We start from the raw sequence: 25,213 nt of genomic DNA on the forward strand, positions 1-25,213 counted from the left end.
GCGAAGTCACCGTGCCTCCCGGTACGACTCGCCCACCGTTTCCGCGTACTCCTGCGACTGCCGCAACGCCTCGTCCACGGTGATCTGACCGGCGACGGCGGCGGAAAGCTGCTGGCTCACCCTGGTGCCGAGGTCCTGGAACTCCGGGATGCCGACGAACTGGATACCCGGATAGGGCACCGGTTCGGTCATGGTGCGCCGCTGGTCCGCCCTGGAGATCGCGTCCAGGGTCGGCTGCGCGTATGCCTTCGCCGCTTCCCGGTACTCCGGGAGCTGGTAGGTGGACTGCCGGCAGCCGGGCGGCACCCGGTTCCAGCCGAGCTGGGTGCCGACCTTCTGCACGAACTGCTTGTCGGTCATCCAGCGCATGAAGTCCCACGCCTCGGCCTTGTGCTCGGTGACCTTCGGCATGGCCAGCGACCAGGTGTAGAGCCAGCCGCTGCTTTCGGTCTTGTTCACCGGCGCCGGCACGTAACCGGACTTGCCGACCACTTTGGAGTCCTCGGGGGACTCGTTGGTCCCGGCCATCACGGTCGCGTCGTACCACATCGCGGCCTGACCCTGGGCGTACCGGTTGCCGCACTCGGAGAAGCCCGCGCTGGACGCGCCGACCTCACCGTGCTCGCGCAGCAGGTTGACGTAGAAGTCGGCGGCGGCGCGGAACTCCGGCGAGGTCAGCTGGGCGTTCCAGTCCTGGTCGAACCAGCGCGCGCCGAAGGTGTTCGCCACCGTGGTGAACGGGGCCAGGCTCTCGCCCCAGCCCGGCTTGCCGCGCAGGCAGATCCCGGCCACTCCCCCGGCCTTGTCGTCCAGCTTCGCGGCGAACTCGGCCACCTGCTGCCAGGTCGGGTTGGCCGGCATGGTCAGCCCGGCCCTTTCGAACAGGTCCTTGCGGTAGGTGAGGAACGAGGATTCGCCGTAGAACGGCACCGCGTACATGGATCCGTTGTGCGACAAGGAGTCGCGGATGCTGGGGATGAAGTCGGCCTGGTCGTAGTCCGGGTCGGCGTCCAGGAACGGCTGCAGGTTCTCCAGCCAGCCGTTCTGCGCCCACTGGGGCGCCTCGTAGTTGCTGATCATCACCACGTCGAACTCGCCGCCCTCGGTGGCGGTCGAGGCGGTGATCTTGGCGCGGGCCTGGTTCTCCGGCAGGGACACGAACTTCAGCCGCACCCCGGGGTGTTCCGCCTCGAACTGGCCGGAAAGGTCCACGGCGTCGTTCATCTGCGGGTTCGACACGATCGCGACGACCAGCGTCTGCCCACCCGCGCCGAGCGCGCCCGCCCCCGCGCAACCGGTCAGCGCGAGCAGGGCAACAGCCGCCAGCGCCGCCAGCCTGTGTTTTCTTGAGCGCGCTTTCGGCCGGGCGTAGACGGGCCGCGACCTCCGCAGTCCGCGCACCCGCGCAGTGAACGGCCCGCCTCCACCCGCCCGAGCCTCCGGCGAAAGGAAACGCGCGCGCATGTGGTCACCTACCACATCAACGTCAGCGCAGCCGCGTTCCAGCCTACGCATCGCTCGCCCCAGGCAGGACCTGCACCTTCAGCCCGGCCCCACTGCGCATCAGGTCGAGCGCCTCGGGGAAACGTTCCAACGACAGCGAGTCGGTGAGCAGCGAGGCCGTGTCCACCGCGCCGCCCGCCACCAGGTCGAGCGCGGCGCCGTAGCTGTGCAGCACGGCCATCGAGCCGACCACGGTGATCTCGTCGTTGTAGATGCGGAACGGCGACAGCGCCACCCTGGCCTCGGCCGGCGCGACCCCGAAGACGAGCAGCCGACCGCCGCGGCGCAGGGAGTCGAAGGCGGCTTCGATCGCGGGCACCGCACCGGTGCAGTCGGCGGCCGCGTCGAACCGCTCGCCGTCCAGCTCGGTCACGTCACCGGCGACCGCCTGCGCGCCGAGTTCCTTGGCCCGGCCGAGCCGCGCGGTGTTGCGGTCCACCACGGTCACCCGCGCGCCGGCGCGCTGCAGCAGCTGCTGCATCAGCAGGCCCATGGTGCCGGCGCCGACCACCAGGAACCGCTCCCCGGCCTCGACCCCGACCCGGCGCACCCCGTGCACCGCGCAGGAGACCGGCTCGACCAGTGCGCCCTGCTGGTAGCTGAGGTGATCCGGCAACCGGTAGCAGTTGGCGGCGGGCACCGCGACGTACTCGGCGAAGGCGCCGTCCACGGTGTCCCCGGTGGCGCCCCAGTTTTCGCACAGGTTGCCGTGCCCGGCGTGGCACGGGCCGCAGTACCCGCAGAACAGCGACGGGTCAACGGCCACCCGGTCGCCCGGCCGCCAGCCGCCCGGCACGTCGTTGCCGACCTCGACGATCTCACCGGCGAACTCGTGCCCCGGCACGATCGGATAGGGCGTCGGCGGGAAGTGCCCGTCCGCGATGTGCAGGTCGGTCCCGCAGATACCGGTGGCGCCGACCCGGAGCACCACCTGCCGCTCGCGGGGGACGGGATCGGGCACGTCACCGACCCTGATCGAGCCTGGCTGGTCCACGATAGCGGCGCGCATGCCGCCTCACCTCTTCCGATTGCTCGTTTGAGCGGCTGCCTCTTATGCGTTGGGAAGCATTACAGGCTTTTCGTGCGGGTTACGTCAACCTTTCCGCCGGATTTCGCGTTATGATGCTCATGTGAGCAGCAAGAAGCGAGCAGTCGGCCCAGCTGAAGCGGTGACGGCGGCTTCCATCGCGCACCGGTTCTACATCCGGGGCCATTCCAAGCTGGAGATCGCGGGGGAGTTCGGCATCAGCCGCTTCAAGGTCGCCCGGATCCTGGACACAGCAAGGGAAACCGGTCTGGTGCGGGTGGAGTTCGAGCTACCGGTGCCGGTCGACCTGGCACTGTCCGACGAGCTGCGCTCGGCCTACGGGCTGGACCGGGCGCTGGTGCTCGAACGAGCGGCGAGCCAGGGCGACCGGCCGGAGGTCCGCCGCCGGATCGGCAAGCTGGCCGCGCAGCTGCTCACCGAGATCGTCACCACCGGCGACGTGATCGGGCTGTCCTGGGCCAGGTCGGTGAACGTGATGACCGAGGAGATCCAGCAGCTCGCGCACTGCCCGGTGGTGCAGCTGTGCGGGGTGCAGGCCGGGATGGACATGCGCGACCGCTCGGTGGAGACGGTCCGCCGGGTGGCCTCGGTCTCCGGCGGCGACGCGTACCCGATCTACGGGCCGCTGGTGCTGCCGGACCGGCGGACCACCGAAATCCTGCGCAACCAGCCCGGTATCGCGGAGACCTTCGGGCGGTTCCGCGACCTGACCAAGGCCGTGGTCAGCATCGGCGCCTGGCGGCCTGGCGAGTCCACTGTGTACGACGCGCTGGACGAGACCGAGCGGGCGGCGATCGCCGCCAGGGGCGCGCAGGGCGAGATCGCGGCCCGGCTGTTCGACGCCGACGGCAACGCGCTGTCCACCGGCCTCGCACACCACGTGCTGGCCATCTCCACCGAAGACCTGCAACGGATACCCGAGGTGATCGCCCTCGGCTACAGCGCTCCCAAGGCCGAAGCCATCGACGCCGTGCTGCGTTCCGGCACCGTTTCCACCCTGATCACCGACACCAACGCCGCCGAACCCCTGCTCACCCTCGCCGCCAAGCACACCCCCTGACCGGCCGGGGTCAGGGCCAGGTGAGGTCGAGGGTGGCGTCGACGGGCAGGGCGTCCCAGCGGGTGGCGAGTGCGGCCAGGGTGTCGGCGGCGTCGCGGAACTGGGCGGCGGTGTAGGGGAAGGGTTCCTGGCGGATGATGCCCCACTCGACGCGGGCGTCGTCGAAAAGCCGGGCGCGCACGTCACCTTCCACCGCGTGGTGCACGACCCCGGCCAGCACCTCGGCCGTGCCGATCCCGCCGGACTTGGCGTGCTCGCGCAGGATGCGCTCGGAACGCTGCCTGGCGTCGTGGCGGACCCGGCCGGCGACCACGCTCATGTTCTCGAACACCGCACCGGCGAACAGGCTGCCGAACACCCCGTCGGACAGGCCGAGCTGGCGTTCGGTGGCGAAGTGCGCCAGGTCGTGCGGGATCCGGAACTTGCGGTCGTAGCCGGGAAGCAGCAGCACGACACCGTCACGCCGGTGCACGTGCGACCAGTACCGCCCGCCCGCGCCTTTGGTGAACACCACCTTCACCATCCCAGGAAACCACCTGGCGCAACCGGTTTTCCCGTGCGGTCAGAGCTGGTCAGAGCTGGTCGATGCGGGTGACGTGCAGGACGGCGGCGCCGGCTTCGTCGGACGCGGCCAGGTCCACCTCCGCGCTGACCCCCCAGTCGTGGTCGCCCGCGGGATCGTCGAAGATCTGCCGCACCTTCCACAGCTCGGGCTCGCGCTCGATCATGATCAACGCCGGGCCGCGCGCGTCCGGACCGATGCCGAGCGTCTCGTGCTGCTCGAAGTACTCCGACATCGCGTCTTCCCAGGCGTCCGCGTCCCAGCCGGAGCCGGCGTCCAGCTCGCCCAGCGCGTAAAACGCCCGCCGCGAAGCGAGTTCCACCCGCCGGAACAGCTCGTTGCGCACCAGCACCCGGAAAGCCCGTTCGTTGCCGGTGACCGGCGGCGGGCCCTCCGGCAGCTTCGGGGCCGACGTGATCTCGTCGCCGGGGTGCCGCAACGCCTCCCACTCGTCGAGCAGGCTGGAGTCCACCTGCCGCACCAGCTCGCCGAGCCATTCGATCAGGTCCTGCAGCGGCTCGGTCTTCGCCTCGTCCGGCACGGTGTGCCGCAAGGTGTCGTAGCAGTCCGCGAGGTACCGCAGCACCAGCCCCTCGGACCGGGCGAGCTGGTAGAAACCCACGTATTCCACGAAGTTCATCGCGCGCTCGTACATGTCGCGCACCACGGACTTCGGCGACAGCCGATAGTCGTCCACCCACGGATGCCCCTGCCGGTAGGACGCGTACGCCACCTGAAGCAGCTCGTCCAACGGCTTCGGATGGTCGACCTGCTCCAGCAGCTCCATCCGCTCGTCGTACTCGATGCCCTCGGCCTTCATCGCCTGCACCGCTTCGCCGCGCGCCTTGAACTTCTGCTGCGACAGCACCGGCCTCGGATCGTCCACAATGGATTCCACAATGGACACCACGTCGAGCGCGTATGACGGCGACTCGAAGTCGAGCAGCTCCATCGCGGCCAGCGCCAGCGGCGAAAGCGGCTGGTTCAGCGCGAAGTCGAACTGCAGGTCCACGGTGAGCCGGACGATCCGGCCCTGCGCGTCCGGCTCGTCGAGGCGTTCCACCACGCCCGCGGCGAGCAGCGCGCGGTAGATCGCGATGGCGCGCAGGATGTGCTTGCGCTGCGCGGGACGGTCCTCGTGGTTGTCCTCCAGCAGGTGCCGCATGGACGCGAAGGCGTTGCCGGGCCTGGAGATCACGTTCAGCAGCATGGCGTGCGTGACGTTGAAGCTGGAGGTCAGCGGCTCCGGCTCGGCGGCGACCAGCCGCTCGAAGGTGCTGTCCGTCCAGTTGACGAACCCCTCCGGCGCCTTCTTCCTGGTGATCTTGCGCTTCTTCTTCGGGTCGTCGCCCGCCTTCTCCAGCGCCTTGGCGTTCTCGATCACGTGATCCGGCGCCTCCACCACGACGTAGCCGTCGGTGTCGTAGCCGGCGCGCCCGGCCCTGCCGGCGATCTGGTGGAACTCGCGCGCCTTGAGGTGCCGTTGGCGCACCCCGTCGTACTTGGTCAGCGCGGAGAACACCACCGTCCGGATCGGCACGTTGATGCCGACGCCGAGGGTGTCCGTACCGCAGATCACCTTGAGCAGCCCTGCCTGCGCGAGCTGCTCGACCAACCGCCGGTACTTCGGCAGCATGCCGGCGTGGTGCACGCCGATCCCGTGCCGGACCAGTCGTGACAACGTCTTGCCGAACCCGGCCGCGAACCGGAACTCGCCGATCAGGTCGGCGATCGCCTCCTTCTCCGCGCGGGTGGTCACGTTGATGCTCATCAGCGCCTGCGCGCGTTCCACCGCGGCGGCCTGCGAGAAGTGCACCACGTATACCGGCGCCTGGCCCCCGTTGAGCAGCTCGGACATGGTCTCGTGCAACGGTGTCAGCGCGTACCGGTAGGTCAGCGGCACCGGCCGCTGCGCCGAGGTGACCACCGAGGTCGACCGCCCGGTGCGTCGTGTCAGATCCTTCTCGAAAAACGACACATCGCCGAGGGTCGCCGACATCAGCACGAACTGCGCCTGCGGCAGTTCCAGCAGCGGCACCTGCCAGGCCCAGCCGCGATCCGGTTCGGAGTAGAAGTGGAACTCGTCCGCCACCACCTGCCCGACGTCCGCGGCGGCGCCGAACCGCAGCGCGATGTTCGCCAGGATTTCCGCCGTGCAGCAGATGATCGGGGCATCCCCGTTCACCGCGGAGTCGCCGGTCATCATGCCGACGTTCTCCGGGCCGAAGATCTCGACCAGCTGGAAGAACTTCTCCGAGACCAGCGCCTTGATCGGCGCGGTGTAGTAACTTCGGCGGCCCTGTGAGAGCGCGGTGAAGTGCGCGCCGACGGCGACCAGGCTCTTGCCCGATCCGGTCGGCGTGGACAGAATGACATTGGCACCCGACACCACCTCGATCAGCGCTTCCTCCTGCGCCGGGTACAGCTCGAGACCGCGGTCCGCAGCCCAGCTGGAGAAGGCGTCGAACAGCGAATCGGGGTCGGGATCGGCTGGTAGCGCGTCTGCGAGAGTCATCGTGACGTCAATCGTGCCATTCGTTCGTCGGGAGATGACGAGGGGCGATCGCGGGCGGCGGGTGAAACCCGTAGGCTGCGCGGTACCGCGCACGGATTGGGGACACCCGCAGGCCCGCGCGCACACAGGCGGTTATCCGGAGGGCAGGAATGGCACAGGACATCATCCCGATCGAACTCGGGCTGCCACAGGGCGATCTGGTGACCCTGTGGGCTCCCCGCTGGCGGGAGGACGGCGAGGAGTGGGAAGCGTTCCTCGGCGACGAAGAGGACCTGTATGCCTTCCCCGACGCGGCGCACCTGGCCGCGTTCGTCCGTACCGCGGAGCAGCACGACCTGGTCGACCATCCGGCCTGGCACGCGGTGCCCGAGCTGAACGTGCCCGAGCTGATCCCGGACGACGACCACTCCTACGACCTGGTCGGCGTGCCCGAGCTGGTCGCCGACGAGCCGGACTCCTGGACGATCGGCGAGCTGGCCGAGATCGTCGGCATCGTGCGTTCGCTGGCCGACGTGTGCGAGCTGGACGAGGTGCACGAGGTACTGGACGCGACCGAGGGCTTCTCGCTGCTGGAGCAGGGACGGCTGCCGTTCACCGGGCGCGAGGGCGAGCGGCTGTGGACCGACCTTTCCGAGGCGGTGTCCTCGAAGTGGGACGTCGTGCTGGACGCGATCGACAGCCTGGTGACCGTGCCGGACGTGGACGCCGCGGTGCTGGAGCAGACCGCGGAGGAGCTGGCCGCGTTCCACGAAGAGTCCGCGGAGGCGGAGGCCGGGGTCGACTCGGAGAACGACGACCTGGACACCGACACCGATACCGACGAGAAGGCTGCCGTTCACGAGGACGAGCCGGTCGGTTTCTGGGGCGAGGTCGGCATCGACCCGATCAAGATCATCACCCCGGACCGCGAGTACTACACGCTGCGCTGCTATCTCGACGACGAGCCGATCTTCCTCGGCTCCGAGGGCGAGATCGACGTGTTCGGCTCGGAGAAGGCACTGGCCAGGGCGCTCGCGGACAGCGGCAAGTTCGCCGAGAACGACCTGGCCGAGGTGTCCACCTGGGACGAGGTGCTGACCAAGGCCACCGCCGGCGAGCTGGAGGTGGAGGTCGACACCGACAACACCTACGTGCTCAGCGGGCTGGACGAGGACCTGGCCGAGGGCCCGACCTCGATCGACGCGACCCAGCTCGAGCTGGCCGTGGAGCTGATCACGGACGCGGCGGACTGGGCGGACGACGACAGCGTGGCCACCACGCTGGGCTCGTCGGAAAGCCTGGGCTGGCTGGTCTCCTTCGTGCTGCGGCCGGACCCGACCCGGCTGGCGCCCTCCCCGCCGTTCGACGCGGAGCAGGGCGCCTGGCGCAAGCTCGTCGAGTCCTTCGAGAACCGCCTCCGCGAAAACTGACCCGCCAATGCAGTGAAGGCCACCTTGCCTGCGTTGAACGCAGGCAAGGTGGCCTTCACTGCGTTTCGGCGCGGACCGGGATGAGCCAGATGGCGACGGCGGGGAAGACGGCGGCGATGGCGAACGCGAGGGCGTAGCGCGAGTCGCCGATGACGAGGCCGAGCAGCGGCGGGGTCAGCGACGCGGCCAGGTTCTGCGCGGTGTTCTGCGTGCCCATCGCGCGGCCGGCCCAGGCCAGCCCGGCCAGTTCGGCGGAAGCGGTGAAGCCGAGCCCGTTGTCGCTGACCGTGATCACCGCGGCCAGCACCAGCGCCAGCAGCACCAGCCACGGCCAGCTCGCGTCGCCGAGCGCGACCAGCAACATCACCGCGGCACTGGCCACCGCGAGCTGGCGCATCGGCCGCAGCCTGCTGCCGGCCCGGTCGGACCAGTAGCCGGCGGCCAGCCTGCCCAGCGCGCCGAGGAACCAGCCCGCCGCGAGCGGACTCCAGTGCTGCGCGGTGACCAGGTACACCGGGGCGAAGGCGGACACCGCGAACTGCGGCACGACGAGCAGCGCGCTCGCGCCGTGCAGCTGCCACAGGGTGGGCGCACGGTACGGCGAAGCGGCCTTTTCCGGCGCTCCCGGCTTCTTCGCCGGCCGCGGCGGGTCGACCACCAGCAGCGCGACCAGCACGGCCACCACCACCGACAGCACGGCCGGCAACGCCATCGCGGCCCGGAAACCCCAGTGCTCGGCCAGCGGCGGCAGGCCGAGCGCGGCCACCCCGACACCGAGCGGCTGCGCGGTCTGCCGGATGCCCATCGCGAGTCCGCGCTCGGTGGGTGCGAACCAGCCGAGCACCACCCGACCGCTGGCCGCGTTCACCGAGGCCGTGCTCGCCCCGGCGGCCAGGAACAGACCGAACAGCACGGGCAGCGAGTGCGCGCCCAGCGCCGCGAAACCGAGCAGCAGCCCGGACGCGCCCAGCCCGAGCGCCATGATCAGCCGCTCGCCGTACCGGTCGGCCGCGGCGCCCCAGAGGATCAGGGTGAGCAGCAGCCCGATGCTCGGCGCGGCGACCACGGCGCCAGCTCCGGCCAGCGACAGCCCCTCGCCCTCCCGGATCGACGGCACCAGGAACGGGATGCCGTAGAGGAAGGAGCAGCTGGCGGTCTGCGCGGCGAGGCCGAGCGCCAGCACCAGCCAGCGCCGCTTACTTCCGGTATTCGTCACCGTTCGCGTCATCTGCCCGCCGTTTCACTATATGGGACACGGCTCCTACATAGTGAACGTTAGTTGTGGCCGCTAAGTAACGCAAGCGGCAAAAAGCCGGCTTCTCGCCCTGAGGCCGAAGGGCAAGAAGCCGGCTTTTTGCCGGTCAGATGAGCGCAGCGTAACCGGGCTTGATCACTTTGTTGATCAGGTCGAGCCGCTGGTCGAAATCGATGAACGCGGATTTCATCGCGTTGATCGTGAACCATTGCAGGTCCGCCCAGCCGTAGCCGAAGGTCTCCGCGAGGGCGGCGAACTCGCTGGACATGGTGCAGCCGCTCATCAGCCGGTTGTCCGTGTTGACGGTCACCCGAAAGCGTAGTTTCGTGAGCAGCCCGATCGGGTGGTCCGCGATCGAGGCGGCGGCTCCGGTTTGGACGTTCGAGGTCGGGCAGATCTCCAGCGGAATGCGGGTGTCGCGGACATACCTCGCCAGCCGTCCCAGCTTGATCTCACCATCGGCGTCTTGCTCGATATCGTCCACGATCCGCACGCCGTGGCCGAGCCGCTCGGCCCCGCAGTGCTGGATGGCTTCCCAGATGGAGGCCAGCCCGAAGGCCTCACCCGCATGAATGGTGAAATGCGCGTTCTTCTGGCGCAAATACTCGAAAGCGTCCAGATTGCGGGTCGGCGGGAATCCGTCCTCCGGCCCGGCGATATCGAAACCGACCACTCCCTCATCGCGGTAACGCACCGCCAGCTCGGCGATTTCCAGCGCGCGAGCATGCTGACGCATCGCACACAGCAAGGTCCCCATCCGAATGGTCTGCCCCTGTTGAGCGGCTCGTCGCTCACCCTCCGCAAACCCCGCCTGCACCGCCTCCACGACCGCGTCGAGTGACAGTCCGTGTTCGACGAAAAGTTCCGGCGCGTAACGGACCTCGGCGTAGACCACGCCGTCCGCGGCCAGGTCCTCCGCGCACTCGGCGGCGACCCTGGCCAGTGCCGCCTCGGACTGCATCACCCCGCAGGTGTGCGCGAAGGTCTCCAGGTACGACACCAGCGAGCCGGAGTCGGCCGCGGTGCGGAACCATCGGCCCAGCTCAGCGACATCTTTGGTGGGCAGACTGTCATATCCGGCCGCTTCGGCCAGCTCGACGACGGTGCCGGGTCGCAGCCCGCCGTCCAGGTGGTCGTGCAGCAGTACCTTGGGGGCACGGCGAATGGCTTCCAGGCTGAGGCCGGGGGTAGCGGCCGCGCGGGTATCGGGGGTATCAGGCGACATGGCCCAACGGTACCCATGCCCTATCACCTACACGGACGCGACGGCGGCAACTCTCACGCTCGACTTAACCCTCAGCTCAGTCGATCTTGTCCTGAATCGGCCATCGGAGTTGACCTCCGTATTCCCGGCTTCCCGGGGGCCATACTCACAGCAATTCCGCAAAAGATAAGCTTCGGTCCCAACGTCCCTTCCTTTTCCCCGCCGACGAAGGACACCGCAGTGACCACTGACAACCACATTGCCGCCCCGTCCTTCGACCGGATGCGCAACATGCTGGTGCGCGCGGCCGAAGTCCGAGAGAGCGAGCAGCAGCAGATCTTCGACGCGCTCGACGACATCTACGCCCGACTGGCGCCGGTGGACTCCCTCGGCGCGGTGCGCAAGCGGCTTTCCGAGCTGCCCGACCGCACCGAGGTCAGCGTGCTGGCCGAGCGCCTCGACGAGACCATGACCAGGCTCGAGGCTCAGGACAACGCGATCGCCGACGTGGCGCGCGCGGTCGAGAGCATCGTGGACAAGCTGGCCAAACCGTTCGCCCAGCTGGACGGCAGGCTGGACGGTATGGCCGCCCGCCTGGAGGGCGTCGGCGGCCGGATGGACGGCCTGGAGGACAAGCTCCAGAACATCCACCGCCGGCTCGACGAGCTGGGCGGGCACCTGGACAAGCAGGACAGCAAGCTCGACTCGCTGCCCGCTTCGGTGCACGGCCCGGTCCGCGAGCGGATCGACACCGCCGAGAGCACCCTGCGCGAGCGCATCGACGCCGGTGACGCCGACCTGAAGGACCGCATCGCCGATCTGGACGCGGCGACCAAGGACCGGATCGCGGCGAGCACCGAGGCGCTGACCACCGCGCTGAACGAGACCGGCGAGATGGTCGACTCCTCCGACCGCCTGGAAAACCTGGGCGGCAAGCTGGAGCAGGTCACCAGCAGGCTGGACGACCTGGCCACCCGCCTGGACAAGGTGGAGGACGGCGTCGCCGCCAAGATCGGCGACCTGGACGGCAGCCTGAAGAGCGGGCTGACCAAGGTCGAGGGCACGCTCTCCAGCCGCCCGGACACCGACTCGGTGACCTCGGTGGTGCGCAAGAGCAACGAGGAGTCCGAGCGCCGCATCGGCGGCCAGCTGGACGAGGCGATGGCCACCTTCGCCGAGCTGATGCTCGGTGGCGGCCCGGCCCCGCAGCAGATGATCGCGCCGCCGCCCCCGGCGCCCCGCCAGCCGCGCCGCGCGCGCAACGGCAGGGCCCCGAAGAGCGCCGACGCCAAGGCCAAGACCGGCAGCACCGAGACCGAAGAGAGCAGCGACTAGCCCCACCGACGTCGTGAGTGAAAAGTGTTGCCCTGGCAACGCTTTTCACTCACGACAGCTGACCTGCGGAAACGCCCTCAGCTTCGGATCGTTTCGAGCACGATGCCCCTGCCTCCCGCGGGGGCATCGTGCTTTCCGGGGTCCTCTGGCTCACCGGAGTCACTGACCACCAGGCCGCCGTCCAGCGCGGCCAGCGCGGCGGGCACCGCGTCCGGGGTGTCGGTGTGCAGTTCCAGCAGCGGCTGCCCACGCGCCACCCGCTCCCCCGGCCTGGCCAGGCAGCGAATCCCGGCCGCGTACTGCACCCGTTCGCCGCGACGCGCCCGGCCGGCGCCGAGCCGCCAGGCCGCCACCCCCACCGCATAAGCGTCCATAGTGGACAAAAGGCCGTCCAGCTCCGCCTCGACCACGTGCACGTGCGCCGGGACGGGCAGCGTGGCCTCCGGGTCGCCGCCCTGCGCGCGGATCATCCGGCACCAGGTCTCGTAGCCGCGGCCGGAGGCCAGCACCTCGGCCGGGTCGACCTCGCCGAGCCCGGCGAGTGTCAGCATTTCCCGTGCCAATGCCAAGGTCAGCTCGACCACGTCCGGCGGGCCGCCGCCGCGCAGCACGTCCACCGCCTCGGCCACCTCGACCGCGTTGCCCACCGCGTTGCCCAGCGGGGTGCTCATGTCGGTGAGCAGCGCGGTGGTCGCGACCCCGTGCGCGGCGCCGATCTCGACCAGCGCCCGTGCCAGCTCCCTGGCCTGGTCCCGGGTCTTCATGAACGCGCCGGAGCCGGCCTTGACGTCCAGTACCAGACCGGCCGAACCCTCGGCGATCTTCTTGCTCATGATCGAGCTGGCGATCAGCGGGATGGACTCGACCGTGCTGGTCACGTCCCGCAGCGCGTAGAGCTTGCGGTCCGCCGGCGCCAGTCCCTCGGTGGCCGCGCAGACGACCGCGCCGACGTCCTCGAGCTGCTTGAGGATCTCGGCGGTGGAAAGTTCCGCACGCCAGCCGGGAATGGACTCCAGCTTGTCCAGGGTGCCGCCGGTGTGCCCCAGCCCGCGGCCGGACAGCTGCGGCACGGCCGCGCCGCAGGCGGCGACCAGCGGCGCCAGCGGCAGCGTGATCTTGTCGCCGACCCCGCCGGTGGAGTGCTTGTCCACGGTCGGCCGGGAGACGCGCAGCTCCAGCCGTTCGCCGGAGTCGATCATCGCGCCGGTCCAGCGGGCGGTCTCGGCGGCGTCCATGCCGCGCAGGAAGATCGCCATGGCCAGCGCGGCCATCTGCTCCTCGGCGACCACGCCGCGGGTGTAGGCGTCCACCACCCAGGCGATCTGCTCGTCGGTCAGCCGCCCGCTGTCCCGCTTGGCCCGGATAACGTCAACAGCGGCAAAAGGCTCCACGCTCAAGGTTTTCCACTCACGAGGGTAGGTCGGTGGGCCCGAAGGCATCGGGCAGGACGTCGGACATGGGCAGCACGCCGCGCGGGGTGTCCACCTCGCAGTCCGGGCCGCCCAGCTCGAACAGGATCTGGCGGCAGCGACCGCACGGCATCAGCAACTCGCCCTCGCCGCTGCGGCAGGCGACCGCGACCAGCCTGCCGCCGCCGGAGAGCCGGAGCTGCCCGGCCATCGTGCACTCGGCGCACAGGCCGAGGCCGTAGGACGCGTTCTCCACGTTGCAGCCGAGCACGACGCGGCCGTCATCCACCAGCCCGGCCACGCCGACGTGCAGCCCGGAGTACGGCGCGTACGCGCTCTTCGCGGCCTGCACCGCGCTCGCCCGCAGGGCTTCCCAGTCCACCGTCATCAGTCACCCTCACCACGGCGGTACCTGGCCCCGTCGGCCTTCGGCGGCCGGAGCCGCTGCGAGGCCACCGCGAGCACGATCAGCGTGACGAAGTGCGCGGTGTACGGGATCAGGTCGCTGGGCAGGTCGTCGTTGGCCCAGTAGATGTAGTACAGGACCCCGGCACCGACCACGCCGAGCGCGGCCGCGATCCACCGCCGGCGGATCAGCTGCACCACCACGATCACGCCGAGCAGGATCACCGCGCCGTAGAGCAGCGCGAGCACCGCCTCGCCGCCACCGGAGAGCTGCAGGCCGTCCGCGTACCCGAACAGCGCGGCGCCGCCGAGCAGCCCGCCAGGCCGCCAGTTGCCGAAGATCATCGCGGCCAGGCCGATGTACCCGCGCCCGTTGGTCTGGTTCTCCAGGTAGTCCGCGCCGCCGGCGAGCAGCACCAGCGAGGCGCCGCCCATCCCGGCCAGCGCGCCGGAGATCAGCATCGCGATGTACTTGTGCAGGTAGACGTTGACGCCGAGGGACTCGGCCGCGACCGGGTTCTCCCCGCAGGACCGCAGCCGCAGCCCGAACCGGGTGCGCCACAGCACCAGGTAGCTGACCGGCACCAGCAACAGCGCCAGCATCGCCAGCGGCGAGACCTCGGTGATCAGCCCGCGGATCAGCCCGGCCGCGTCGGACAGCCCGACCCGCTGCTGCGCTTCCAGGTCACCGAGCCAGTCGGAGAGGAAGGTGGCCGAGTAGGTGTCGAACTTCGGCACCGTCGGCGACTGCCGCGGGTTTCCCGACAGCGGCTCGAACACCAGCGTCGCCAGGTACTTCGCGACCCCGAGGCCGAGCAGGTTGATCGCCACACCGGAGACGATGTGGTTGACGTTGAAGGTCACCGTGGCCACCGCGTGCAGCAGCCCGCCGAGCGCGCCGAACACGATCGCGGCCAGCAGCCCGGCCCAGACCCCGCCGTAGAAGGCACCCCAGGCCGCGCCCCAGGTGCCAAGGATCATCATGCCCTCGAGGCCGATGTTGATCACGCCGGCGCGTTCCGCCCACAGCCCGCCGAGCGCGGCGAGCAGGATCGGCAGCGCCAGCCGCAGCGCGGTCTGCGAGGTGTTGGTCGAGGTGAGGGTGTTGATCCCGGTCAGGTAGGACGCGGTGGACAGCACGCCGATCGCGACGACCGCCCAGATCACGCCCCTGGCCCAGCCGGGGATCCGCCGCTTCGACGGCGGCGTTGGCACGGTGGCCGGGCCGCCGGAGTCCGGGCGGGTGAACAGGTCGATGCTCACAGGGCCCCTCCTTCGCTGACGCCGGCCGGTTTGCGGTTGCCGTTGCCCGCCAGCGCCCGGCCCACCTTGCGTTGCTCGGCGGCCAGGTCGGCGCGCTTGACGATCTCGTAGGCCACCACCACCGACAGCACGATGGTGCCCTGCATGATGGTCGCGATCTCCTTCGGCACCTGGATCTGCTCCAGCGACACCGCGGACTTGTCCAGGAACGCCCACAGCAGCGCGCCGAGCGCGATCCCGGCCGGGTGGTTGCGGCCGAGCAGCGCGACCGCGATCCCGGTGAAGCCGTACATCTGGGTGGACGTGATGCCGTAGCTGAAGTCCCGGCCAAGCAGCTCGGGCATGGCCACCAGCCCGGCCACCGCGCCGGAGAGCAGCATCGCGATCAGCGTCATCCGCTTGGCGTTCACGCCGCCGGCCGCGGCCGCCGTGCCGGACTCACCGCTGGCCTTCAGCTCGAAGCCGAACCTGGTGCGGTTGAGCATGAACCAGTAGGCCGCACCGACCAGCGCCGCGATGAACACGAAGCCGAACAGCTCGCCGGAGCCGAGCGGGATGCCCGGGATGGTGCCGGACTCCTCGATCGGCTTGGTGCTCACGTTGTTGCCGGTCTGCACGCCGAACTGGTCCGGGTTGACCAGGAAGGCCACGATACCGGCCACGATCGAGTTCAGCATGATCGTGGAGATGACCTCGCTGACCCCGCGGGTGACCTTCAGGATCGCCGGAATGGCCGCGTACGCCGCGCCCGCGATCGTCGCCACCGCGATGATCACCACCACGTGGATCACCGGCGGCAGGTTCAGCGCGCCACCGACGATCGCCGCGATGATCGCGGCGAACCGGTACTGGCCCTCCACCCCGATGTTGAACAGGTTCATCTGGAAGCCGATGGCCACCGCCAGCCCGGCCAGGTAGTACACCGTGGCCAGGTTCACCGTGTCCACCGCGACGGTGCCCTCGAACAGCTGCCCTGCCATGGTGCCCAGCGCGCGCAGCGGGTCAGCTCCGGAAACCACCAGCGCGATCGAGGACAGCAGCAGGGAGAAGACGATGGCGATCAGCGGTGGCAGCAGCCTGGTACGCCAGCTACTCATGAAGCTTCCTCCACAGTGGACACTCCGGTCATCGCGGAGCCGAGTTCCTGCGGGGTGACCGTGGCCGGGTCCGCTTCGCTGACCAGACGGCCGCGCAGCATCACCCGGATCGTGTCGGACAGCCCGATCAGCTCGTCCAGGTCCGCCGAGATGAGCAGCACCGCCAGCCCGGCCGCGCGGGCGTGGCGGATCTGCTCCCAGATCAGCGCCTGCGCGCCGACGTCCACCCCGCGGGTCGGGTGCGAGGCGATCAGCAGCACCGGGTCGCCGGAGAGTTCCCGGCCCACCACCAGTTTCTGCTGGTTGCCGCCGGACAGCGCGGCCGCCGGCACGTCGATGCCGGGGGTGCGCACGTCGTAGTCCTCGACGATCCGCTCGGTGTCCTTGCGGGCGCCCGCGATGTCGAGCAGCTGGCCCTTCGCCACCGGCCTGCGGGTCTGGTAGCCCAGCATCCGGTTCGCCCACAGCGGCTGGGTGAGCAGCAGGCTGTGCCGGGTGCGGTCCTCGGCGATGTAGCCGATCCCGGCCTCGCGCCGGGCCAGCGTGCCGAGCCTGGTCAGGTCGCGGGCCTTGCCCTCGGCGTCGACCAGCTCGATCCGGCCGCCGCCGGCCCTGCGCATGCCCATGATGGTCTCGACCAGCTCGGTCTGCCCGTTGCCCTCGACCCCGGCGACGCCGAGCACCTCACCGGCGCGCACGGAGAACGAGATATCGGAAAGAACCGCCCGCGCTGTGTCATGGGTCCCCTCGGCGTCCAGGCGCAGCTCGGTCACCCGCAGCACGTCCCGGTCGGTGACCGTGGACTCGCGGGTCTCCGGCCTCGGCAGGTCGCGGCCGACCATCATCTCGGCCAGCTCGCGGGAACTGATCTTCTTCGGGTCCGCGGTGCCGACCGTGGTGCCCCGGCGGATCACCGTGACGGTGTCCGCGATGGCCCGCACCTCGTCCAGCTTGTGCGAGATGAAGATGAAGGTGAAGCCCTGCTCCTGCATGGCGCGCACGGTGCTGAACAGCGCGTCCACCTCCTGCGGCACCAGCACCGCGGTCGGCTCGTCCAGGATCACGATCCTGGCGCCCCGGTAGAGCACCTTGACGATCTCCACCCGCTGGCGGTCGGCCACCCCGAGCTGTTCGAGCAGGGTGTCCGGGCGCGCGTTCAACCCGGTCCGCTCGGCGAGCTCGGCCAGCTTCGCGCGGGCCTTGCGGCCGATGCCGTGCAGGCTCTCCGCGCCGAGCAGCACGTTCTCCTGCACGGTCAGGTTGTCGGCAAGCATGAAATGCTGATGCACCATGCCGATCCCGGCCATGATGGCGTCCTGCGGGTTGCGCAGGCGCACCTCTTCGCCGTTCACCGAAATGGTGCCCTCGTCGGGCTGCTGCATTCCGTAGAGGATTTTCATCAGCGTGGACTTGCCGGCGCCGTTCTCACCGCAAACCGCGTGCACCTCACCGGCGCGCACCGTCAGGTTCACATCGGAATTGGCCACCACACCGGGAAACCGCTTGGTGATCCCGGACAGTTCGACGACCGGCACGGCACCGCTGGACGCGGGTTCAGGATTAGTCATTCGCGAAGACACCCCAAATCACGTAAGGGGCCCGGGAAGGGATTGCCTTCCCGAGCCCCGCACGCGACGGCTCTATTTCTGCGGCTTGTCCGACACCGAGATGGCGCCGGAGACGATCTGGGCCTTGTACCCTTCCAGGACATCCTTGATGTCGTCGACCTTGCCACCCGTGGTCGAGTAGCCGACGCCGTCCACCTTCAGGTCGAAGCGCTTGGGCAGCGTGCTCAGGTCGTTCTTGGCCACGGCCTGGATGTAGTCGAACACGGCCACGTCGACCCGCTTGATCATGGACGTCATGATCACGTCCCGGACCGCTTCCACGGTCTTCTGGTTGTACTGGTCGGAGTCGACCCCGATGGCCAGCGCGTTACCGGCCTTCGCGGCCTCGAACACGCCCTTACCGGAGGCGCCGGCGGCGTGGTAGACCACGTCCGCGCCCTTGTCGATCTGGGCCTTGGCCTTGACGTTGCCCTTGGCCGGGTCCTGGAAACCGGAGATGTCGCCGGCCGGGGTCAGGTACTCGTCCTCGATCTTGACCTTGTTCGACGCGGCCTTGGCGCCCTGCAGGAAGCCGGCCTCGAACTTCTGGATCAACGGGGTGTCCACCCCGCCGACGAAGCCGATGTGGCAGCTCTTGCTCTTGTAGACCGCGGCGACCCCGGCCAGGAACGAGCCCTGCTCCTCGGCGAAGACCAGCGGGGTGACGTTCGGGGCCTTCACCGAGTCGTCGTCCACAATGGCGAACTTGGTGTTCGGGAACTTCGGCGCCACCACCTCGACCGCCTTCGCGTAGGCGAAGCCCACCGCCACGATCGGGTTGAAGCCCTCGGTGGCGAGCTGGGTCAGCCGCTGCGCCTTGGCGTCCTCGGACTCGCTGGCCGAAGCAGTGCTCTCGTTGGTGTCCTTGACACCCATGTCCTGCTTGGCGCGGTCCACCCCGGCCGCCGCCGCGTCGTTGAAGGACGCGTCACCGCGGCCGCCCACGTCGAAGGCGAGGCCGACGCGCAGCGCGCTGGCGTCCACCTTCTCCCCGGCGGCGCTGGAGCTGGACGAGGCCGCGGGCGCCGCGGCGGGCTTGGGCGCGGTCGCGCACGAGCCGCCCTGGTCCCCGGTTGCGGCATTGTTGTTGTTACCGCTGTTGCCGGAGTCTTTGGCGCAGCCTGCCAGTGTGATGACACCGGCCATGGCGATCGCCGCCAGCGCGGTTCCTCGCGTGCGATGCAAGGTCTGTCTCCCTCCCCGCTGTGTACAACGGTGTGCCCAGGTCCGATCCCAGATGTCGGACTCGACTGGCGAACCGTACCTGTCCGCCACTGAAGGGACATACCTAAGGCACCGCACGTAACCTAAATGTTTGCTCAACCTACTTACCCGCACCCACTCCCTCACTTACCGTTACCCCGCAAAGGTCTCTCAAGGCCACCTTTGCCACCTTGCAGGTTGCAAAGGTGGCCTTGAGGGACCATCAGTGAGCTGGGGTTATCCGCAGGGAAAAGCCGCCGTTACGGGTGACCGGCACGGTGAGCGTGCTGCCGGAATCGACCCGCTGGGTGCTGAACGTGAGCTTGCCGTCCGCGCCGTCCGTGTACAGCTCGGCATTCCACGCACCGGCCGGCAGGAAGCCGAGCCCGGTGCGCACCTGGCCCGCCTCGCCGGCGGTGATCGCGCCGACGTACCAGTCGCTCCCGGACCTCCGCGCCAGCACGGCCAGCCTGCCCGGATCGCCGTCCAGCAGCTTCGTCTCGTCCCACACGGTCGGCACGGCGCGGAGCAGCTGCTCGGCGAGCGGATACCGCGCGTACGTCGCCGGGCTGTCCGCGAAATGCTGGGCACCGGACTCGTAGACCACCGACAGCGCCAGCTCGGCGGCGTCGCTGTTCGGCCGCACCCCGCTGAAGGTGACCGGGGTGAAGTCCATCGGGCCGGTCAGGTTCCTGGTGAACGGCAGGGTCAGGTAGTGCTCGATCGGGAACGGCTCACGCCCCGGCTTCGGCCTGGTGCCCTCGGCCCCCTTCACCGCCTCCACCGACAGCACCTGCGGCCAGGTGCGCTCGGTGCCGCGCGGAATCGGCGCGCCGTGGAAGTTGAGCATCAGCCGGTACTTCGCAGAGGCCGCGAGCACCCCGTCGTACCAGCGCATCCGGTCCTGCCCGTCGGACTCCACGAAGTCGATCTTCAGCCCGACCACGCCCCAGTCGCGGTACTGCGCGAACAGCCGCTCCCGCTCGCTGTCGGTGTCCACCTGCTGCCAGCGCAGCCACAGCCAGATCGCGACGCCCCGCTGTCGGGCGTACTCCACCAGCTCCGGCACCCAGGCCGCGTTCCAGCCCGAGTCGACCAGGCTGTACTCCCAGCCTTGTTTCGCCGCGTAGTCCACGTACTCCTTCTGCTTCTCCAGGCTGCCGGGGCTGCCCCCGTCCGCCCACCACGACCAGGCCGCCACCCCGGGCTTGATCCACGAGGTGTCCGCCACCTTCGACGGTTCGGCCAGATCGGTGACCAGGTCGCTCTCGGTGACCGTGGCCAGGTCGCCGACGATCATCGTGCGCCACGGCGTGGCCAGCGGCGCGGCGCTGGTCTCGGTGGGGTCGGGCAGGGTCAGCCGGAACCGGCCCGGCGCCGAGCCGAGGGTCAGCCGCGAGCCGCCGTAGCGTCCGTCCAGATCGGACTCCAGAATGGACAGCCAGGAGTCGCCGACGTGGAACAGCGACGGATAGCCGTACTCCGCGGGCTGCTGCTCCCCCACTTTCTTGTGCGCGTGCGCGCTCTCGTAGTCGCTGCGGCCGTTGTCGTAAGGCAGTAAAAAGGAATCGGCCGACACCGGGACTGCGAACTCGGATGCCTCCCGCACCACGGTCACCCACTTCGGGCCCGGGAAGACATAGCGGTAGGCGACCCCGTCCGCGGCGACCCGGAACACCACGTCCATCGGCTGGCCCCCGGCCCGCAGGTGCAAGGTGGTCTCGGCGGCGTCCAGGCTGTGCTCGAGCCGTCGGCCGGTCTTGGTCTGGTAGCTCTCCTGGACGTGACGCTGGGACATGCCGGCGAAGCTCAGGCCTGCGGTGAAGTCGCCGTGCGCGGTCTCCACCCCGAGCGCGGACCGCTCCAGCACGGTGGTCGCACCCCGGCGCACGCTCAACGTCAACCTGCCGTCGTCCAGCGACACCTGCGCCTCAGGCGTGCCGCCTGCCCGCGCGGAAACCCCGGGCGCGCTCAACGTCCAGCTCTCCGCCGGACTCGCCTGCCCGCTATCCGGCACCCCCACCAACACCGCCCCCACCACCACCGCACACCCGAACATCACACGTTCCTTCATCCACATTCCTTCCCATGCAGGTCAACGGTCGTGAGTGAAAAGTGTTGCCAGGGCAACACTTTTCACTCACGACAAGGTCAGGAGCGGCGCGAATGTCCACAACGGACGAATGCCCGCGGCCCGCAGCGAACGGGTGGCCCGCACGAAAGCGTGGAGTTCGAGTTCACTCTTTTCGGTGATCATGGCGTCGTGCGGCGGGCTTGCCGCCGCACCGGGCACCGGACCGTCCGATGTGGCCTGCACCACCCGGCCGCCGAACAGACCACGCTGCGGGAAACCACTCGACTCGGGCATCCACCACTCCCTTGAGGCCAGCACCGGACGACATCGCGATAGATCGGATGTATAGCCCGAACCTGAAGATATGAGGTGCACCACAAACCGTCAACAATACCCAGCAACCACCAGCCAAATGGCCGATCTACACCCAGGACGGCGGACGTACGGACGACGACCCACTGCTGCGGTCGGCGTAAAGATCGGATGTACAGCGGGTTCGGCGGCGGAACACCGCCGACAGCCATGTGACCTGGCACGCACCGGCCGGGCACGGCGTGTCTCGTCCATCACAGAGACCACACCGAGGTTCGGTGGCGCGGCGCGAGCGGGTTTAGCATCCTTTCATCCACGCTCGATGACCGTGAAACTCGGCACCGTCGCCGGAAGTCCCCTGTGGACTCCAGGCCCCGGGCTGCGCACGCACAAGGTCAACCGGGCACTGTTCAGCCATGACGTTGGAGGCCGTTCACCGATGTCCACCACGGCTAGCACCGCAGAAGACGCGGGCGCGAGCGATCGGGCGGGTGCCTCTCGCCGGAACGGGACCTTCTACCGGGGCGATCCCGGTATGTGGTCCTGGGTCCTGCACCGGATCACCGGTGTGCTCACGTTCTTCTTCCTTTTCGTGCACGTGCTCGACACCGCGCTGGTGCGGGTCTCGCCCAGCACCTACAACGAGGTCATCGAGACCTACAAGACCCCGATCGTGAACCTGCTGGAGGTCGGGCTCGTCGGCGCGGTGCTCTACCACGCGTTGAACGGAATCCGGGTGATGCTGGTCGACTTCTGGTCGAAGGGGCCCCAGTACCAGCGCCCCATGCTGTGGGGAATCGTCGCGATCTGGGTGGCCGTGATGGGCCCGGGCACCTACTTCATGCTGGAGCGGACCGTCTCCACGATGTTCGGAGGTGGCAGCTGATGACCAACCCCGCCCTCCCGCTGGACAAACCGCGCTCCCCGCGGCGCCCGGCCGCCCGGCGCAGCAACTTCGAGCTCTACAGCTGGCTGTTCATGCGGCTGTCCGGACTGGCGCTGGTCATCCTGGTGCTCGGCCACCTGCTGATCATGAATATCCTGGACGGCGGCGTGCACCGGATCAACTGGGGCTTCGTGGCCGGCCGCTGGGCGTCCCCGTTCTGGCAGTTCTGGGACCTGTCGATGCTGTGGCTCGCCCAGCTGCACGGCGGCAACGGGCTGCGCACGATCATCGACGACTACGCCCGCAAGGACGTCACCCGGTTCTGGCTGAAGATCGTGCTCTACGTCTCGATGGTGCTGATCCTCGCCGTGGGCACGATGGTGATCTTCACCTTCGACCCGAACATGACCGCCGACTGAGCCTCCTGTAGCCCACCACCTCGGAGTTTTCATGCAGTTCCACAAGTACGACGTGGTGATCGTCGGCGCCGGTGGCGCCGGGATGCGCGCGGCCATCGAGTCCGGCCAGCGCGCCCGCACCGCGGTGCTCACCAAGCTCTACCCCACGCGCTCGCACACCGGCGCGGCGCAGGGCGGCATGTGCGCCGCACTCGCCAACGTCGAAGAGGACAACTGGGAATGGCACACCTTCGACACGGTCAAGGGCGGTGACTACCTGACCGACCAGGACGCGGCGGAGATCATGGCCAAGGAGGCCATCGACGCCGTGCTCGACCTGGAGAAGATGGGCCTGCCGTTCAACCGGACCCCGGAGGGCCGGATCGACCAGCGCCGCTTCGGCGGGCACACCCGCGACCACGGCAAGGCTGCGGTGCGCCGGGCCTGCTACGCGGCCGACCGCACCGGGCACATGATCCTGCAGACGCTGTACCAGAACTGCGTCAAGCACGGCATCGAGTTCTTCAACGAGTTCTACGTACTCGACATCACATTGACCGAGAACGTGGACGGCCAGCAGGTCGCCTCCGGTGCCATCGCCTACGAGCTGGCCACCGGCGAGATCCACGTGTTCCAGGCCAAGTCGATCGTGTTCGCCACCGGCGGCTTCGGCAAGGTCTTCAAGACCACTTCGAACGCGCACACCCTGACCGGCGACGGGATGGGCATCTACTACCGCAAGGGGCTGCCGCTGGAGGACATGGAGTTCTACCAGTTCCACCCGACCGGCCTGGCCGGACTGGGCATCCTGCTCACCGAGGGCGCCCGCGGCGAGGGTGCGATCCTGCGGAACGTGGACGGCGAGCGGTTCATGGAGCGGTACGCGCCGACCATCAAGGACCTGGCACCGCGTGACATCGTGGCCCGCTCGATGGTGCTCGAAGTGCTGGAAGGCCGCGGTGCAGGTCCGCACAAGGACTACGTGTACCTGGACTGCACGCACCTCGGGGCCGAGGTGCTGGAGACCAAGCTGCCGGACATCACCGAGTTCGCGCGGACCTACCTCGGGGTGGACCCGGTGGAGGAGCCGGTGCCGGTGTACCCCACCGCGCACTACGCGATGGGCGGAATCCCCACCAACGTGCACGGCGAAGCGTTGCGGGACAACACGAACGTGATCCCGGGGCTGTACGCGGCGGGCGAGGTGGCGTGCGTGTCCGTGCACGGTTCGAACCGGCTGGGCACCAACTCGCTGCTGGACATCAACGTGTTCGGCCGCCGCGCCGGCATCGCGGCCGCCCAGTACGCGACCGGGCACGAGCACGTCGAGCTGCCGGAGAACCCGGCGAAGATGGTGCAGGGCATGGTCGACCACCTGCGCACCGCGCACGGCGGCGAGCGGGTCGCGGACATCCGCACCGAGCTGCAGCAGACCATGGACACCAACGCGGCGGTGTACCGCACCGAGGAAACCCTGAAGCAGGCGCTGCACGACGTACAGGCGCTCAAGGAGCGTTACGGCCGGATCGCGGTGCAGGACAAGGGAAAGCGGTACAACACCGACCTGCTGGAGGCGATCGAGCTCGGCTTCCTGCTGGACCTGGCCGAATCGCTGGTGCACGCGGCGCTGGCGCGCAAGGAGTCCCGTGGCGGGCACGCGCGCGAGGACTACCCGAACCGCGACGACGTCAACTTCATGCGGCACTCGATGTCGTACAAGCAACTGCCGGACAAGGAAGACCCGGACGCGCCGCTCGGCCTGACCGGTTTCCTCGCCGACATCCGCCTTGACTACAAGCCGGTGACCTTCACCCGGTACGAGCCGATGGAGCGCAAGTACTGATGACCGCTATTGCACCCAGCACCTCCAAGGTTCCGGTGGTCGCGCCGGACGAGGTCATGATCACGGTCAAGATCCTCCGGTACAACCCGGAACAGGACTCGGAACCGCACTGGGAGGCCTACGAGGTCCCGGCGCTGCCCACCGACCGAGTGCTGAACCTGTTGATGTACATCAAGAACTACGTGGACGGCACGCTGTCGTTCCGGCGTTCCTGCGCGCACGGCATCTGCGGTTCGGACGCCATGCAGATCAACGGGATCAACCGGCTCGCCTGCAAGGTGCTGGTCAAGGACATGATCAGCAAAGAGGGTAAGCAGGCCACGGTCACCATCGCGCCGATCAAGGGTCTGACCACGATGAAGGATCTCTATGTCGACATGGAGCCCTTCTTCGAGGCATTCCGCGCGGTGAAACCGTACCTGATCGCCTACGGCAACGAGCCGACCCGCGAGCGCGTCCAGTCGCAGGCGGACCGCGAGCGTTTCGACGACACGACGAAGTGCATCCTCTGTGCGTGCTGTACGTCTTCCTGCCCGGTCTACTGGAACGACGGCTCGTACTTCGGCCCCGCCGCCATCGTCAACGCGCACCGCTTCATCTTCGACTCGCGCGACGAGGGCTCCGAAGAACGGCTCGACATCCTGAACGACTCCGAAGGCGTGTGGCGCTGCCGCACCACCTTCAACTGCACCGACGCCTGCCCCCGCGGCATCCAGGTCACCAAGGCCATCCAAGAAGTCAAACGCGCCCTCCTCTTCAAACGCGTCTAGCTTTTTGTTGATGCAGCGAAGGCCACCTTGCCTACCTTGAAGGTAGGCAAGGTGG

At 68.9% G+C, this 25,213-nt stretch carries 21 protein-coding genes; 7 read left to right on the plus strand and 14 right to left on the minus strand.

The window, feature by feature from the left end; all coding sequences use genetic code 11:
• Positions 1-6 precede the first annotated feature (6 nt).
• Both AMYNI_RS0111850 and AMYNI_RS0111855 read right to left on the minus strand, forming a co-directional pair.
• Complete coding sequence (locus AMYNI_RS0111850) at positions 7-1,401, minus strand: ABC transporter substrate-binding protein (protein ID WP_020668230.1); 1,395 nt, start codon at positions 1,399-1,401, stop codon at positions 7-9.
• Positions 1,402-1,507: 106 nt separating this feature from the next.
• Complete coding sequence (locus tag AMYNI_RS0111855) at positions 1,508-2,512, minus strand: zinc-dependent alcohol dehydrogenase family protein (protein WP_020668231.1); 1,005 nt, start codon at positions 2,510-2,512, stop codon at positions 1,508-1,510.
• Between the two features lie 121 nt (positions 2,513-2,633).
• Here AMYNI_RS0111855 and AMYNI_RS0111860 point away from each other — a divergent pair, with 121 nt between their 5' ends.
• The gene (locus AMYNI_RS0111860) at positions 2,634-3,611 is read left to right on the plus strand and encodes a sugar-binding transcriptional regulator (protein ID WP_026360339.1); all 978 of its coding nucleotides are present in this window, start codon (positions 2,634-2,636) and stop codon (positions 3,609-3,611) included.
• A gap of 10 nt (positions 3,612-3,621) precedes the next feature.
• Here AMYNI_RS0111860 and AMYNI_RS44400 read toward each other — a convergent pair whose 3' ends face one another.
• Both AMYNI_RS44400 and AMYNI_RS0111870 read right to left on the minus strand, forming a co-directional pair.
• Positions 3,622-4,134, minus strand: a complete 513-nt coding sequence (locus tag AMYNI_RS44400) for a hypothetical protein (protein WP_020668233.1) — start codon at positions 4,132-4,134, stop codon at positions 3,622-3,624.
• 49 nt (positions 4,135-4,183) lie between these two features.
• A complete protein-coding gene (locus tag AMYNI_RS0111870; protein WP_020668234.1) occupies positions 4,184-6,688 on the minus strand; it encodes a DEAD/DEAH box helicase in 2,505 nt (834 codons plus the stop codon).
• A 149-nt stretch (positions 6,689-6,837) separates the two neighbouring features.
• On the opposite strand from AMYNI_RS0111870, the gene AMYNI_RS0111875 reads away from it, so the two are divergent.
• Positions 6,838-8,097 (plus strand): hypothetical protein, encoded by a 1,260-nt coding sequence (locus AMYNI_RS0111875; RefSeq protein ID WP_020668235.1) that lies wholly within the window; start codon positions 6,838-6,840, stop codon positions 8,095-8,097.
• A gap of 55 nt (positions 8,098-8,152) precedes the next feature.
• Here AMYNI_RS0111875 and AMYNI_RS0111880 read toward each other — a convergent pair whose 3' ends face one another.
• Complete coding sequence (locus AMYNI_RS0111880) at positions 8,153-9,325, minus strand: MFS transporter (protein ID WP_026360340.1); 1,173 nt, start codon at positions 9,323-9,325, stop codon at positions 8,153-8,155.
• 133 nt (positions 9,326-9,458) lie between these two features.
• Positions 9,459-10,577, minus strand: coding sequence for an adenosine deaminase (locus tag AMYNI_RS0111885; RefSeq protein WP_020668237.1), 1,119 nt, complete (start codon positions 10,575-10,577; stop codon positions 9,459-9,461).
• A 219-nt stretch (positions 10,578-10,796) separates the two neighbouring features.
• Here AMYNI_RS0111885 and AMYNI_RS0111890 point away from each other — a divergent pair, with 219 nt between their 5' ends.
• Positions 10,797-11,891, plus strand: coding sequence for a coiled-coil domain-containing protein (locus tag AMYNI_RS0111890; RefSeq protein ID WP_020668238.1), 1,095 nt, complete (start codon positions 10,797-10,799; stop codon positions 11,889-11,891).
• A gap of 77 nt (positions 11,892-11,968) precedes the next feature.
• Here the strand turns inward: AMYNI_RS0111890 and AMYNI_RS0111895 are convergent, their stop codons facing one another.
• From AMYNI_RS0111895 to AMYNI_RS0111930, 8 genes are all read right to left on the minus strand, one after another.
• Positions 11,969-13,282, minus strand: a complete 1,314-nt coding sequence (locus tag AMYNI_RS0111895) for a thymidine phosphorylase (RefSeq protein ID WP_020668239.1) — start codon at positions 13,280-13,282, stop codon at positions 11,969-11,971.
• Positions 13,283-13,298: 16 nt separating this feature from the next.
• Positions 13,299-13,691: a cytidine deaminase gene (locus tag AMYNI_RS0111900; protein WP_157357331.1), complete on the minus strand. Its 393-nt coding sequence runs from the start codon at positions 13,689-13,691 to the stop codon at positions 13,299-13,301.
• Positions 13,688-14,956 carry an ABC transporter permease gene (locus tag AMYNI_RS0111905; RefSeq protein WP_026360342.1) on the minus strand — a complete coding sequence of 423 codons (1,269 nt, stop codon included), beginning with the start codon at positions 14,954-14,956 and terminating at the stop codon, positions 13,688-13,690. Before AMYNI_RS0111905 ends, AMYNI_RS0111900 begins: the two co-directional genes overlap by 4 nt.
• 8 nt (positions 14,957-14,964) lie before the next feature.
• A complete protein-coding gene (locus AMYNI_RS0111910; RefSeq protein ID WP_020668242.1) occupies positions 14,965-16,065 on the minus strand; it encodes an ABC transporter permease in 1,101 nt (366 codons plus the stop codon).
• The gene (locus AMYNI_RS0111915; RefSeq protein WP_026360343.1) at positions 16,062-17,633 is read right to left on the minus strand and encodes an ABC transporter ATP-binding protein; all 1,572 of its coding nucleotides are present in this window, start codon (positions 17,631-17,633) and stop codon (positions 16,062-16,064) included. The genes AMYNI_RS0111910 and AMYNI_RS0111915 overlap by 4 nt, the downstream gene beginning before the upstream one ends.
• 72 nt (positions 17,634-17,705) lie before the next feature.
• Positions 17,706-18,818, minus strand: a complete 1,113-nt coding sequence (locus tag AMYNI_RS0111920) for a BMP family lipoprotein (RefSeq protein WP_020668244.1) — start codon at positions 18,816-18,818, stop codon at positions 17,706-17,708.
• A gap of 280 nt (positions 18,819-19,098) precedes the next feature.
• Positions 19,099-20,949, minus strand: a complete 1,851-nt coding sequence (locus tag AMYNI_RS0111925) for a glycoside hydrolase family 97 protein (RefSeq protein WP_020668245.1) — start codon at positions 20,947-20,949, stop codon at positions 19,099-19,101.
• 66 nt (positions 20,950-21,015) lie between these two features.
• On the minus strand, positions 21,016-21,243 hold the full coding sequence (locus AMYNI_RS0111930; protein WP_020668246.1) for a hypothetical protein: 228 nt from the start codon (positions 21,241-21,243) through the stop codon (positions 21,016-21,018).
• Positions 21,244-21,700: 457 nt separating this feature from the next.
• On the opposite strand from AMYNI_RS0111930, the gene sdhC reads away from it, so the two are divergent.
• Genes sdhC through AMYNI_RS0111950 form a run of 4 tightly spaced genes read left to right on the plus strand, consistent with a single transcriptional unit; the run spans position 21,701 to position 25,158 of the window.
• Positions 21,701-22,147, plus strand: coding sequence for a succinate dehydrogenase, cytochrome b556 subunit (gene sdhC / locus AMYNI_RS0111935; protein ID WP_026360344.1), 447 nt, complete (start codon positions 21,701-21,703; stop codon positions 22,145-22,147).
• On the plus strand, positions 22,147-22,566 hold the full coding sequence (locus AMYNI_RS0111940; RefSeq protein ID WP_020668248.1) for a succinate dehydrogenase hydrophobic membrane anchor subunit: 420 nt from the start codon (positions 22,147-22,149) through the stop codon (positions 22,564-22,566). Before sdhC ends, AMYNI_RS0111940 begins: the two co-directional genes overlap by 1 nt.
• Before the next feature lie 31 nt (positions 22,567-22,597).
• On the plus strand, positions 22,598-24,388 hold the full coding sequence (gene sdhA, locus AMYNI_RS0111945; RefSeq protein ID WP_020668249.1) for a succinate dehydrogenase flavoprotein subunit: 1,791 nt from the start codon (positions 22,598-22,600) through the stop codon (positions 24,386-24,388).
• 56 nt (positions 24,389-24,444) lie between these two features.
• Entirely contained in the window at positions 24,445-25,158 is a 714-nt protein-coding gene (locus AMYNI_RS0111950) for a succinate dehydrogenase iron-sulfur subunit (protein ID WP_425387941.1), read from the plus strand.
• The last annotated feature ends 55 nt before the right edge of the window (positions 25,159-25,213 follow it).

The sequence above is a fragment of the Amycolatopsis nigrescens CSC17Ta-90 genome, assembly GCF_000384315.1.
GTDB classification, from domain to species: domain Bacteria; phylum Actinomycetota; class Actinomycetes; order Mycobacteriales; family Pseudonocardiaceae; genus Amycolatopsis; species Amycolatopsis nigrescens.